The 13697-nt window shown below is 30.0% G+C and carries 13 protein-coding genes; 12 read left to right on the top strand and 1 reads right to left on the bottom strand.

What is annotated here, in order from left to right; genetic code table 11:
• The 12 genes from BN1173_RS00515 to BN1173_RS00460 form a co-directional block, all read left to right on the top strand.
• A partial coding sequence (locus tag BN1173_RS00515; protein WP_040235837.1) for an endonuclease MutS2 occupies positions 1–1900 on the top strand: 1900 nt, incomplete at its 5' end.
• Complete coding sequence (locus BN1173_RS00510; protein ID WP_040235834.1) at positions 1901–2296, top strand: hypothetical protein; 396 nt, start codon at positions 1901–1903, stop codon at positions 2294–2296.
• A 106-nt stretch (positions 2297–2402) separates the two neighbouring features.
• Positions 2403–2999, top strand: a complete 597-nt coding sequence (locus BN1173_RS00505; protein ID WP_040235832.1) for a V-type ATP synthase subunit E — start codon at positions 2403–2405, stop codon at positions 2997–2999.
• A 9-nt stretch (positions 3000–3008) separates the two neighbouring features.
• Positions 3009–3554, top strand: a complete 546-nt coding sequence (locus tag BN1173_RS00500) for a DUF2764 family protein (protein ID WP_040235829.1) — start codon at positions 3009–3011, stop codon at positions 3552–3554.
• A gap of 10 nt (positions 3555–3564) precedes the next feature.
• Positions 3565–5295, top strand: coding sequence for a V-type ATP synthase subunit A (locus BN1173_RS00495; protein WP_012537865.1), 1731 nt, complete (start codon positions 3565–3567; stop codon positions 5293–5295).
• Between the two features lie 9 nt (positions 5296–5304).
• Positions 5305–6606, top strand: coding sequence for a V-type ATP synthase subunit B (locus BN1173_RS00490; RefSeq protein WP_040235827.1), 1302 nt, complete (start codon positions 5305–5307; stop codon positions 6604–6606).
• A gap of 2 nt (positions 6607–6608) precedes the next feature.
• The gene (locus tag BN1173_RS00485; protein WP_012537863.1) at positions 6609–7205 is read left to right on the top strand and encodes a V-type ATP synthase subunit D; all 597 of its coding nucleotides are present in this window, start codon (positions 6609–6611) and stop codon (positions 7203–7205) included.
• 10 nt (positions 7206–7215) lie between these two features.
• Positions 7216–9045 (top strand): V-type ATP synthase subunit I, encoded by a 1830-nt coding sequence (locus tag BN1173_RS00480; protein ID WP_040235823.1) that lies wholly within the window; start codon positions 7216–7218, stop codon positions 9043–9045.
• A 19-nt stretch (positions 9046–9064) separates the two neighbouring features.
• Positions 9065–9499 carry an ATP synthase subunit K gene (locus tag BN1173_RS00475; RefSeq protein WP_040235821.1) on the top strand — a complete coding sequence of 145 codons (435 nt, stop codon included), beginning with the start codon at positions 9065–9067 and terminating at the stop codon, positions 9497–9499.
• Between the two features lie 91 nt (positions 9500–9590).
• The gene (locus BN1173_RS00470; protein WP_040235818.1) at positions 9591–10541 is read left to right on the top strand and encodes a hypothetical protein; all 951 of its coding nucleotides are present in this window, start codon (positions 9591–9593) and stop codon (positions 10539–10541) included.
• Positions 10542–10563: 22 nt separating this feature from the next.
• Entirely contained in the window at positions 10564–12387 is a 1824-nt protein-coding gene (gene lepA / locus BN1173_RS00465; RefSeq protein ID WP_180338382.1) for a translation elongation factor 4, read from the top strand.
• 189 nt (positions 12388–12576) lie between these two features.
• A complete protein-coding gene (locus BN1173_RS00460; protein WP_014695993.1) occupies positions 12577–13527 on the top strand; it encodes an L-lactate dehydrogenase in 951 nt (316 codons plus the stop codon).
• A 22-nt stretch (positions 13528–13549) separates the two neighbouring features.
• Here BN1173_RS00460 and BN1173_RS04460 read toward each other — a convergent pair.
• The coding region (locus BN1173_RS04460; protein ID WP_246040069.1) for a magnesium chelatase subunit ChlI family protein at positions 13550–13697 on the bottom strand (148 nt) is incomplete at its 5' end.

Genomic DNA, 13697 nt, shown 5'->3' with positions numbered 1-13697 from the left:
ACTTAAAATAAAGCATGGTGTTGATAAGAGATATGATGAGATTGATTTTGAAATTAGAAATTTAAATAAAAAAATTGAAAAGCAAATTAAACAGATAATAAATTTAAATTCAAATTATTTAAGCTCTAATCTTATTTATTATAAATCAGGTAAATGTACCATTGCTCTTAAATCCAGTTTTAAAAATAGAATTAAAGGCAATGTTATATCTGTTTCCTCATCTGGTGAAACATTCTATGTTGAACCAAATGAAATGATAAGTGAAAATAATAGATTGAGTTTTTTAAATTTTGAAAAGACACATATCGTTTTTAGAATTTTGCAAAAATTATCAGATGAAATACGAAAACATATTTTTATCTTAAAATCTCTTTATAGTAATTTTATATATTATGATTCTTTAAAATCCAGAGCAATTTATGGGATTCAAAATCAAGGAATTTTTCCTAAACTTGATGGTGATTTGAATATTATGAATGCTAGGCATCCTTTAATAAAGAATGCAAAGCCTATTAATTTTTCTCCTTTAAATAATAGAGTTGTTGTTATTACAGGTCCTAATGCTGGTGGGAAAACAGCAACATTAAAAACAGTTGCTCTTTTGAGTGCTATGTTTCAATTTGGAATTCCAATTCCAGTTGATGAGTCTAGTACCTTTAAGATTTTTGATAACATTTTAGTTGATGTTGGGGATGAACAGTCAATTTTGAATTCTCTATCAACTTTTTCAAGTCATATGAATAATATTGCTTATATTTTAAAGCATGCAACAAAAGATAGTCTTTTGATATTTGATGAATTTTGTTCAGGTACTGATATTGAACAAGGACAAGCATTGGCTATAGCTATTCTTGAACATTTGATTTGCATTAATGCTTTTGTGATTATCTCAACCCATTATAATGCTCTTAAATATTTTGCATATACCCATGAAAATGTTATTAATGCTTCAATGCAAATGGATTTAGATAAAATGGAGCCCAGTTATAAGTTAATGTTTTCTGTTCCAGGGGAAAGCTTTGCTTTTAGTGTTGCAAGCAAATTTCTTATTGATTTTAACATAATATCTAGAGCTAAAAATATTTATGAGTCTAGCAAGACGGAAGTTAATGAGATATTGGCAAGACTTACGGAAAAAGAGAGAGAAATATATTTACTTGAGGAAGAAATAAAGAATAAGCTTAAATTTATTGAGCTTAAAGAAGTTGAGATTAATGATATTCGGGAGACTCTTGTATTAAGAGAAAGAAATTTGGAAGAGAATCTTGTTAATGAACAAAAAGAGTTTTTAAAAAAATCAAGACAGACCTTAGAAAATTTGGTTAGAGAGATAAAAGAAGAAGGTGTTTGTCTTTTTAAGAATAAAAAATTTATAGCTGATATTTCAGATAATATAGCTTCTAAGGTTACTAAAATTGAAATGTTAAATCAAAAAATTGCTACTAAAGTTGAATTTAGAGTAGGAGATAAAGTTAGAGTATTAGGCTCAAATTTTTCAGGCGAGATAATAGGTGTTACTAAAAAAGGATTTATTATAAATACAGGTGTATTTAAGATTACAGTTGCAGCTGTTAGTTTAGAGAAAATATTGTATAATGATAGAGCTCCAAGAGGTTGTGAGAAAAAATTTAGTTTTTCTTTTGAGCAGCAAGATAATACATTAAATTTAACAGTTGATATTAGGGGAATGAGGGTGGCTGAGGCTATAAACTTCTTGGGTAAGAAAATAGATGATATGTTACTTAAAAATGTTTCTAAATTTGAAATCATTCATGGCAAAGGAGAAGGTTTGCTAATGGAAGGAGTGCACGCATTTTTAAAAGATATAACGTTTATTAAAAAATATTATTTTGCTCATCCAAATGATGGAGGGGTTGGAAAAACAATAGTAGAATTTTAAATGGGTATATTAAAGTTTGAAGAATTTGAGAGTGTATTGTTTAATATTTGTCTTTATGTTGACTCTATTCTTGAAGATGAGTTTGGTAATGCTTATGAATTGCATCCGAGTAGGTTTTCTAGAGGTAAAGCAGCTAATGGATTTTTGGATGGACTCTTTCGTGTTACAACTTCTTTTACGTTTGGATATGGTTCTAAATTTGGTAGAGGATATTTAATTATTATTGAAATGATAACTCTTGATGTAGTTGATGTAGAATTTAATAAAAAAATTGTGGAAAAGGGTATTGAGGTTTTTGGTGCAAAACTTAAGGAAAAGTTTCCAGAAAAAGACCTTCGTATAGTTTATGATATTAATGTTTATAAGATTATTGGAAATTTTTTTCATGATATATAATTTTGATATTGTGACTTTTAATAATCAAAAATTTATTGGTATACTTTATGCAAAGATTTGTTTATTGAGTATTTTGGATTACTTTTTTGTATATTGAGGAGTTATAGTGCAATTTGAAGTTAAAGATTTAATAAATAAAATTAAAAAAGATGGACTTGATGAAGCTGAAAGGCTGGCAAGTGAAATTATTCTTAATGCAAAGCAAGAAGCTGGAGCTATTATTTTAAAAGCTGAGAGTGAGGCTAAAGAGTTAAAAATAAAAGCCGAAAAAGAAGCTTATGATTATAAGAGATATTCTCTTGAAGCATCTCGTCAAGCATTTAGAGATTTAGTTATTGGTACTGAAAATAGTATTAAATCTCTTTTTAAATCTGCTTTAAAGGATTCTGTTTCTAGTGTTTATGATTCTAATTTTTTAAGAGAACTGATTATTAGAGTTGTAGATGTTTGGGGTAAAGATGATAAGATAGATATTATGCTTAATGAATCTGATATTGATAATTTATCATCTGTTTTAAAAACAAGCATAAGAAATAAATTCGGTGCTGAAATTGAAATTAAACCTTTTAAGGGTATAAGTAAAGGGTTTAAAGTCCAACAGAGAGATGGTAGTTTATATTATGATTTTACATCAGAAGCTATTGCTGACATTCTTTTTGAATATTTAAATCCAAGGTTTAAGGAAATTATAAAATTGGATTAGGAGTATAGTATGTTAAGTTCATATTACTATATTATATCCTCATTACCTTATCTTGATTTAAAAGTTGAAAAGGTATGGAGCATATCGGATTTTTTTGATAATGTTGAGGTTGTTTTAAATAGAGAAGATTTTCTTTTTATCAAGGGTTTGTCAGAATTGAGATTTAATAAAGAAAGTTCAAAGGTTACTAAGAAGTTTTTTGAATTTGAAGAAATAATAAGATATACTCTGGCAGTTATTAGGGCTGAAAAATTGGGATTTGAGAAAGATATATATTTAGAATCTCCTTATTTTTCTAGTTATTATTTAGGAATTTTGAAACCTCTTTGTCTTAAAGAAAATCCTTTTGAGGTAGAACTAGGAATTGATATTTTAAAGTGGCAATTTTTAACAGAACTTGAAGTTGGAAATGAATTCAACTTTGAAAAGTTGATAATTTATTTTTTAAAGTTAATGTTAATTTCAAGGAGAAGTCTCTTTAGAGAAGAGATAGGTGAGAAAAATTTTGATGATGTTTGTCAAAAATTAAGTATGAAAATAAGTAAAAATTTTTGAAGGAATTTAAATGGAAGCTAAAGGAAAAGTAGTAGGTGTTATTGGAAATTTGGTTACTATTGAAATGGTAGGTACGGTTTCCATGAATGAAATTGTTTTTATTAAAACAGGTGGTCAGAGTTTAAAAGCTGAAATAATCCGTATTAGAGATGGAGAAGTTGATGCTCAAGTGTTTGAAATGACAAGAGGAATTGCTGTTGGAGATGATGTTGAGTTTACAGATAAGCTTTTAACAGTTGAGTTAGGACCTGGTCTTTTAAGTCAGGTGTATGATGGTCTTCAAAATCCATTACCAGAGCTTGCTACTAAGTGTGGTTTTTTTTTAGAGAGGGGTTTATATTTAAGTGCTCTTGATAGAAATAAAAAATGGAGTTTTAATGCAACTGCAAAAGTTGGAGATTTTGTTGTTGCTGGAGATTTTCTTGGATTTGTCATCGAAGGTACCATTAATCATCAAATTATGGTTCCATTTGATAGGAGAGATTCTTATAGAATTATAGAGATAGTTGGTGATGGTGATTATACTGTAGATGATAAGATTGCTGTTATTGAAGATGATGCTGGGGGTAAACATATTATTACTATGTCGTTTCATTGGCCTGTGAAAGTTCCCGTTACTAGTTATAAAAAGAGACTTATTCCTAATGAGACCATGGTAACTCAAACAAGAATAATAGATACATTCTTTCCGGTTGCAAAGGGTGGTACATTTTGTATTCCTGGACCTTTTGGTGCTGGTAAGACGGTTCTTCAACAGGTTACGAGTCGTAATGCTGATGTTGATATTGTAATTATTGCTGCTTGTGGTGAGCGAGCAGGTGAGGTAGTAGAAACTCTGAAAGAGTTTCCTGAACTTACAGATCCAAGAACAGGTAAATCATTAATGGAGAGAACATGTATTATTTGTAATACTTCTTCTATGCCCGTTGCTGCTCGTGAAGCATCAGTTTATACAGCTATTACTATTGGTGAATATTATAGGCAAATGGGTCTTGATATACTCTTGTTGGCAGATTCAACTTCAAGGTGGGCTCAGGCTATGAGAGAGATGTCAGGTCGTCTTGAGGAAATACCAGGGGATGAGGCATTTCCAGCCTATCTTGAATCTGTTATTGCATCATTTTATGAAAGAGCAGGTGTTGTTGTTTTAAATAATGGTAGTGTTGGATCTGTAACTGTGGGTGGTTCTGTTAGTCCTGCTGGGGGTAATTTTGAAGAACCAGTAACTCAAGCAACTTTGAAAGTGGTAGGAGCATTTCATGGTCTTACAAGAGAGAGATCAGATGCTAGGAAATTTCCAGCAATTAATCCTCTTGACTCTTGGAGTAAATATAGAGGTGTTGTTGAATATGAGGCAACAGAATATGCAAGGGCGTTTTTGGTTAAGGGAAATGAAGTTAATCAGATGATGAGAGTTGTTGGAGAGGATGGGGTGAGTATTGATGACTTTGTTGTGTATTTGAAATCTGAACTTTTAGATTCATGTTATTTACAGCAAAATTCATTCGATAGTGTTGATGCTGCTGTGAGTTTTGAGCGTCAAAATTATATGTTTAATATTCTTTATAAGATTTTACAATCAGATTTTAAATTTGAAAATAAATTGGAAGCAAGAAGTTTTATAAATGATTTAAGACAAAATATTTTAGATATGAATCTTGCTCCCTTTAAGCAAGAAAAGTTTAATAAATTAGAAATTAATTTAAAGAATTTATTACGTTCTAAAAAATTGGATTTTTGAGGTGTGTAAATGAAGAGAGTATATAGTAAGATAGAATCTATTATTGGGAATGTAATAACTGTTATAGCAAAAAGTGTTAAATATGGAGAACTTGCCATTGTAAAATCCAAAAATGGAAGTTCCTTAGCGGAAGTGATTAAGCTAGAGAGGGATAAGGTTTCTCTGCAAGTTTATAATGGAACAATAGGCATTTCAACTTCAGATGAAGTTAAGTTTTTGGGCCATCCAATGCAAGTAACATTTTCTGAAAATTTACTTGGTAGAATTTTTGATGGTGCTGGTAATCCTAAAGACGGAGGGCCACGTCTTGAGGATAATTTAATTGAAATTGGTGGGCCATCGGTTAATCCTGCAAAGCGTATTGTGCCAAGAAATATGATAAGGACTGGAATTCCAATGATAGATGTTTTTAATACTCTTGTTGAATCTCAGAAATTACCAATATTTTCTGTGTCTGGGGAACCTTATAATGAGCTTCTTGTAAGGATAGCTCTTCAAGCTGAGGTTGATCTCATTATTCTTGGAGGAATGGGACTTAAAAATGATGATTATTTAACGTTTAAGGATTCACTTGAGAGTGGTGGAGCTTTAAGTAGGACAATCTTTTTTGTAAATACAGCCAATGATCCTGTTGTTGAGTCTTTAATTGTTCCTGATATTTCTCTTGCTGTTGCTGAAAAATTTGCTTTGCAGGGAAAAAAAGTTTTGGTACTTTTAACCGATATGACCAATTTTGCGGATGCTATGAAAGAAATAGCTATTACTATGGAGCAAGTGCCATCTAATAGAGGTTATCCTGGTGATTTATATTCTCAGCTTGCATCTAGATATGAGAAGGCTATTGATTTTGAAGGTGCAGGATCAATTACTGTACTTGCAGTTACTACAATGCCTGGAGATGATGTTACTCATCCAGTACCTGATAATACGGGTTATATTACTGAAGGACAATACTATTTAAGGAGAGGCAGAATTGAGCCTTTTGGCTCTCTTTCAAGACTTAAGCAAATGGTTAATGGAAAGACAAGAGATGACCATAGGACGATTATGGATTCAATGATTAAGCTTTATGCATCTTCAAGAGAATCTATAGAGAAAAAAGCTATGGGCTTTAATATGACAGAGTGGGATGAAAAGCTTCTTAAGTATAGCAATATGTTTGAGAGTAAACTTATGGATTTGTCTCTTAATATTCCTTTAGAAGAGGCTTTGGATTTGGGTTGGACTATTCTCTTTAGTTGTTTTGAACCTAATGAGACTGGCATTAAAACAGAACTGCTGGAAAAGTATTGGCCTAAAAATAGGGATTAGAGATGCCTAAAGTTAAGTTGACAAAAAATGAACTTAAAAAACAAAAAGATGATCTTAAAATGTTTAGTAGGTATTTACCTACGTTGCAACTTAAAAAACAACAACTTCATTTGGAAATTAGAAAAGTTAAGGCTTTGAAAGAAGTGAAAAAACTTGAAAGGGATAAATTGAAAAGGAATATGAAATTTTGGATTTCGTTATTTGGTGAGAGATTTCCTTTTCAAGATTGGATTCAAATTAAAAAAGTAAGAAAGGGTTTTACAAACATAGCAGGTATTACTATACCCGTATTTGAGTCAGTTGAATATGAAGATATTAAACATGATCTTTTATTGACTCCTTATTGGGTAGATGTGGGAATAGAGGCTATTAAGAACATTATTCAAATAAATGCAGAACTTGAGGTTTTAGATGAGCAAGCTAATTTATTAGAATTAGAACTTAATATTACTTCTCAAAGAGTAAATTTATTCGAAAAAGTTATGATTCCTAATGCTAAAGTTAATATAAAAAAGATTAATGTTTATCTTGGAGATCAACAGACTGCAGCTGTTGTAAGAGGTAAAATGGCGAAAGCCAGCTTAATTAAAAATAGATGAGGATGTATTAATGATTGTTAAAATGAAGAAGGTTTTGCTTTTAACTTTATTAAAATATAAAAGAGACTCACTTGAGATCTTAAGAGAATTGGGAGTTGTTCATATCAATTTTTGCAATAAAGTTTCAGAATCTTTACAAAAAGTTATTGAGGAGAGGAGTATTTTAAATCATGCTTTGTCTTTGCTTGGTGATGATTCTGAAGTGCAAATTTTAAGTTCTTCAAATGAGAATTTTTTAGATATTGCAAAACGTATCGTTGACTTAGGTTCTGAGATTAAAGATTTAAGAGAAATGCGTCAATCGTTACTTCGTAATAGAGATATTATATCTTGTTGGGGATATTTTTCTGTTGATTTAGTCAATAAATTAAGGGGATGCAATATTCATGTACAATTTTTTAAATCTGGAATGTCCGAATATAAAAAATTGTTGTTATTTTCGCAGGTTAAAGTTGCTCTTATTAATAATTATAAAGGTACAGCCTATTTTGTAGCTATTAATGACTCTAAACAGAATATAGATGTAGCTGAAGAATATGAATTTGAATTTGATCTAGATTCTATTGAAACCAAGTTAAAAATGATTGATGAGGTTTTAGAGCAAAAATTAACTCAGTTGTCAGTTTTAAATAAATATAGAAATATTTTAAAAGATGCAATAAAAGAGTATGAACAAATTATTGAATTTGAACAGGTTATGGCTGATATGAATGTGGAGTGTGATGAGTTTGTATATATTACGGGATTTATTCCTGAAGATAAGCAAAAATATCTTCAAAATGCGACTCTTAATGGTAAGTTTGTGGTGCAATTTGCGGAGCCAGATGATAATGATTTTATTCCTACTTATGTAAAAAGAAAAGGAATTGCTAAGCTTGCTAAACCTATTTTCGATGTTTTAGATACAATTCCTGGATATAAAGAGAGAGATGTTAGTTGTGTTTTTATGTTGTTTTTCTTTGTGTTTTTTGGAATGATAATTGGTGATGCAGCTTATGGTGTTATATTTTTGTTAATAGGCATTATTATTAGTTTGATTAGTGTTTTGAAAAATAAACCATTAACTTCTGCTCATGCTTTAATATTTTATTTAAGTACGTCAGCAATAATATATGGTTCTATGACTGGTACTTGGTTTGGTAGTGGTCATTTTGTTCTTGATTTATTTCCTATTTTAAAATCTCTTAAGGTTGAGTATTTGACAGGAAATAATGGTATGCAAAATGTTATGTTTATATGTTTTACAATAGGGGTTTTACAGCTGTCTTTGGCTCATGTATGGAATTTTGTTCAAAAAGTGAAAGAAAAGCCACATATACATGCAATTGCTCAAATTGGTTGGCTTGTTTTAATGCCTGGGCTTTATTATTTTGTTCTTAATTTAATACTTGGAAGTGATAATTTTCCTATGCATAGTATGATTCTTAATATGATATATGTTGGAGTTATGCTTATTTTTGTTTTTGACAAACAGGATGGTTCAAACTTTTTTGTGTGTGTGTTAAAAAGTTTTGGGGGACTTATAGAGCAATTTTTAGCTACTGTTTCAGGATTTGCAGATATAATATCTTATATTAGGCTTTTTGCTGTTGGACTTGCAGGACTTGCAATTTCTGATAGTTTTAATAGCATGTCAGTGTCTTTATTAAAATCATCTAATATTGGTCTTATAATAGGAGGTGTTATTGTGATACTTTTTGGACACATTTTAAATATAATGTTATCTTTATTATCTGTTGTTGTTCATGGAGTAAGACTTAATATGCTTGAGTTTTCAAATCATTTGGGTCAAGAATGGAATGGATATTCTTATAGACCTTTTAAAAAAATTAAAGATTAGATAAGGAGAGAATAAAATTATGGATATAGGTTTAGTAGGAGTTAATTCAGCTTTAACAATTTCTGCGATAGGTTCAGCTTTGGGAATGGGAGCTGCCGGGAGTGCTGCTATTGGAGCATGGAAGAGATGTTATATGCAAGGTAAATCGGCTCCCTTTTTATTAATTGTTTTTGTTTCAGCACCTCTTACACAAATAATATATGGTTATATATTAATGAATACATTAGCAGAGGTGATGACCCAGGCTAATCCTTGGTTATTATTTGGAGCTGGTTTTGGTGGTGGACTTGCAATGGCTATTTCTGCTTTTGCTCAGGGTAGAACTGCTGCAGGGGCTTGTGATTCTTTTGCTGAGACTGGCAAGGGATTTGCAATAAATCTTTTAGTTTTGGGATTAATTGAATCTGTTGCTCTTTTTGTAATGGTATTTTTGATGATATTTAAGTTTGTTTAAACTCAAATATTCAGATATTAAATTTTCTCGCAATTTGTGAGAAAATTTAATATATTTATGAAGATGTTACGATTTTTTTTATTTTTTTTTTATTTTTAGTTTTGTATTAAGTTTAAATTCGTTAGGTGTAAAGGAACTTCCATATTGGATTTTGATTGAAAAAGGACGGCAGTTAATTTATTCTAAGGAAGGTTTTATCAAATCTAATCTTACTGATGCAATAAATTTTTTGCAGGAAGCATTACTTAGAAAAGGTATATATCCAGAAGCTAATTATTATCTGTCTATTGTTTATAGCATGATTGGTAATGTTGTACTTCAAAAATTACATCTTCAAAAAACTTTGGAAGATAAAGATTATTTGCTGGATAAATCGTTTGAAAAAAATATACTTTTTTCTTTGGCAAAAATTGCTGAAATTGAAAATAATTATGTTGATATGATTGATTATTTAAATGAAATTTTAAGTAAATTTTCACGTGGTGATGATTATTATAATTATCACTATATTGTGCAAAAATATGGCGACACTTCGGATAATAAATCTGATATGTCCTTTTATTTAAATTCTTATTTAAAACAGGTAAGAGGAACATCTGGTATAGATTTTACTTTTAATCTTTATAGATTTAATAATTATGGTCTAATAGATACCCATAAGTTGCTATCAAAGGTGTACTTGAAGATAGGTGCTCATAAACTTGCAATTACTCATGGACTTGTTGCTGCAGTTGGTATTTTAACTAGAATGTATCATTATATTAATTATTATGAACCTCTTTATGAATTTAAAAATTTAAGATCTTTTGTTAAGAAAATAAATGAATATAATGATGTTAAGTCTAGTTTTGAATCTACAGATTTTTGGGAAATAATGTATGATATTTCTTATGCTACTTATATTTATGATGAGAATAAGCATAAGTTGCGGGCTGTAGATACTTGGAAATTGATAGTTGATCTTGCTCCTAGATTTTCACCTTATGTTTTAAAATCAAAGATTCATATTAAAAATTTTTTGGTTAATAAAAATATACATTAGTATAATATTCCTAAACATTCTATTGTGGATTTGGGGGAGGTATAAAATTAGTTCTTATAAAAAAAATTTTTGTATTATTGCACATATTGACCATGGTAAATCAACTTTAGCAGATAGGTTTATACAAAAGGCTAAAATAATCTCAGATCGAGAATTTAAGAGTCAAATTCTTGATAGTATGGATATTGAGAGAGAGAGAGGAATTACCATTAAAAGTCAAGCTGTAACTATTGATTATAAGTGTAGTGATGGCAATATTTATGAGCTTAATTTTGTAGATACTCCAGGACACGTTGATTTTTCTTATGAAGTTTCAAGAGCAATTTCATCTTGTGAAGGGGCTCTTTTACTTGTTGATGCTAGTCAGGGAATAGAAGCTCAAACCGTTTCAAATTTTTATATGGCATTTGAACATAATCTTGAAATTATTCCTGTTATTAATAAAATAGATTTACCAAGTGCAAATATTGATTTTGTGAAAGAGCAAATAGAGAATGATTTAGGATTAGATGCTAATGTTGCTGTTCTCATATCTGCTAAGAATGGAATAGGTATTGATGAATTACTTGAGGCTATTTGTAAGTATGTTCCTTCTCCTAAGGGTAGCAGTAAGAGTCCATTAAAAGCTTTGATTTTTGATTCACATTATGATTCTTATCGTGGTGTTGTTGTTCATTTTAGAATTTTTGAGGGACAAATTAGACCCGGTTATAAAATTAAATTTATGCATGCAGATAGAGAGTATTTTGTGGAAGAGATTGGAATTTTTAAAATCATTCTTGAAAAAAAAGATGTTTTAGAAGCAGGTGATGTTGGATATTTTATTGCAGGAATAAAAAATATATCGGATGTTAAAATTGGAGACACCGTAACTTTTGTTGATAATCCAGCAGTAGCTCCTCTTGAAGGATTTAAAGAGGTTAAGCCTGTAGTTTTTTCATCTGTTTATCCAGTTGATGCTAATCAATATGATGATCTATTGAAAGCAATGGATAGACTTAAGTTAAATGATGCATCTCTTACTTTTGAAAAAGATGCATCAGCTGCTCTTGGCCATGGATTTAAATGTGGATTTTTGGGACTTTTGCATTTAGAGGTGATTCAGGAAAGAATTGAGCGTGAATTTGATCTTAGTGTAATATTAACATCACCATCTGTTCGTTATAAAATTATTCCTAAAAAGGGAAATCCTTATTTTATTGAAAGTCCTGAACAATTTCCCGGAAATGAAAATATTGAAGTTACACTTGAACCTTATATTAGAGCTAATATTATTGTTCCTGCTGAATTTTTAGGTAATATTATGAGTGTTTGTTTACTTAAAAGAGGTGTACAGGAAAATTTAATTTATCTTGATGCCAAGCGTGTTGAAGTTATTTATAAGATGCCTCTTGCTGAAATATTGTTTGATTTTTATGACAAGATTAAGTCTGTAAGTCGTGGATATGCTTCTTTTGATTATACACTATTAGGGTATGAGGCAACAGATTTAGTTAAGTTGGATATTTTAGTTAATGGAGATAGAGTTGATGCATTATCTCAATTGGTTTTTAGAGATGGTGCACGAGCAAAGGCTTTAAATATTTGTAAAAAATTAAAAGATGAGATTGCAAGACAGCAATTTAAAATAGCAATTCAAGGAGCCATTGGTTCAAATATTATTGCCCGTGAAACAATTTCACCTGTTAGAAAAGATGTTACTGCTAAATGTTATGGGGGTGATATTACTCGTAAGAGAAAGCTTTTAGAAAAACAAAAAGAAGGAAAGAAGCGACTTAAGATGATAGGAGATATTGAAATACCACAAAGTGCATTTCTTGCTGTTCTTAAATCAGATGATAATTAATTTATGTTAAGATTAATATTGAGATAAATTATTTTTTCATTTCAATGTATCAATTTATACGTTTGTTTGCTTTATGGATTAGATAGTTAATATAGGTCTTTATAAAAATATTGTTCGATTGTTTTAAAGTATCATAAATTGTTATAGAATTACATTATACCAATAAAATAATTTTATATGGAGATGGTTATGCTTAAACGTAATAAAGTTGTTCTTGTTGGGGCAGGTGGTGTTGGCTCAAGTTTTGCTTATGCTTTGACAATAGATAACTCACTTGTTCATGAACTTGTAATTATTGATGTAGCTCAAGATAAAGCGAAGGGTGAAGTCATGGATTTAAACCATGGTCAGATGTTTTTGAAAAAAAATATTAAAATAGAATTTGGTAGTTATGATGATTGTTCTGATGCTGATATTGTTGTAATTACTGCCGGTCTTAATCAAAAACCAGGTGAGACAAGACTTGATTTGGTTGGCAAAAATACTAAGATTTTTAAGGAAATTGTAACAAGTATTGTTTCAAGTGGATTTGATGGTATTTTTGTTATTGCAAGTAATCCTGTTGATATTATGACTTATGTGACAATGAAGTATTCTAATTTTCCAACCTGTAAGGTTATTGGAACAGGTACAACACTCGATACTTCAAGACTTAGATATTTTTTGGCTGAGCGTCTTAATGTTAATACTCAAAATATACATTCATATATTATGGGTGAGCATGGAGATAGTTCTTTTGCTACTTGGGATGAGACCAAAATAGCTATGAAGTCTTTATCAGAATATATTGCTGATGGGACAATAGTAGAATCGGAACTTGATGAGATTCATAATAATGTTGTTAATGCTGCTTATGAGGTAATTAAACTTAAAGGTTCAACTTATTATGCTATTGGACTTGGAATTAAACGAATTGTTAATGCAATAATTGGTGATCAAAACCTTATTTTACCGATATCTTCATATATTAATGGTCAGTATGGTGATTCTATTAAAGATATTTATATTGGGGCACCTGCTGTAGTTTGTAAAGATGGTGTAAAAGAAGTCCTTGATTTTAAAATTAGTGAGAGAGAACTTAAAAAATTTCAAATTTCTGCTAATCAATTGAAAAGTTATCTTGATAAAATAGAATTTTAATTTTGCCCCAATTGGGGCTTTTTTATTCTTCTAATAGTTTTTCTCCATGTTTTCTGTGCTCAATTGCTTCTAGTAATGATTCTCTTGAAATATGAGACTCATCTTTTAAATCAGCAATTGTTCTTGCAAGTTTTAGGATTGAATGAGTTGCTCTTGATGATATATTAAGT

Source organism: Borrelia crocidurae, assembly GCF_000825665.2.
Lineage (GTDB): Bacteria > Spirochaetota > Spirochaetia > Borreliales > Borreliaceae > Borrelia > Borrelia duttonii.
Note: the sequence above shows the minus strand (reverse complement) of the source record. Positions and strands in the feature narration are given on the sequence as shown.

What these genes read in the sequence shown, in the direction of transcription:
- BN1173_RS00480 (WP_040235823.1), top strand. Translation starts at nt 7,216, where the DNA reads ATGATTGTTAAAATGAAGAAGGTTTTGCTTTTAACTTTATTAAAATAT.
- BN1173_RS00495 (WP_012537865.1), top strand. Translation starts at nt 3,565, where the DNA reads ATGGAAGCTAAAGGAAAAGTAGTAGGTGTTATTGGAAATTTGGTTACT.
- BN1173_RS00490 (WP_040235827.1), top strand. Translation starts at nt 5,305, where the DNA reads ATGAAGAGAGTATATAGTAAGATAGAATCTATTATTGGGAATGTAATA.
- BN1173_RS00485 (WP_012537863.1), top strand. Translation starts at nt 6,609, where the DNA reads ATGCCTAAAGTTAAGTTGACAAAAAATGAACTTAAAAAACAAAAAGAT.
- BN1173_RS00460 (WP_014695993.1), top strand. Translation starts at nt 12,577, where the DNA reads ATGCTTAAACGTAATAAAGTTGTTCTTGTTGGGGCAGGTGGTGTTGGC.
- BN1173_RS00475 (WP_040235821.1), top strand. Translation starts at nt 9,065, where the DNA reads ATGGATATAGGTTTAGTAGGAGTTAATTCAGCTTTAACAATTTCTGCG.
- BN1173_RS00510 (WP_040235834.1), top strand. Translation starts at nt 1,901, where the DNA reads ATGGGTATATTAAAGTTTGAAGAATTTGAGAGTGTATTGTTTAATATT.
- BN1173_RS00500 (WP_040235829.1), top strand. Translation starts at nt 3,009, where the DNA reads ATGTTAAGTTCATATTACTATATTATATCCTCATTACCTTATCTTGAT.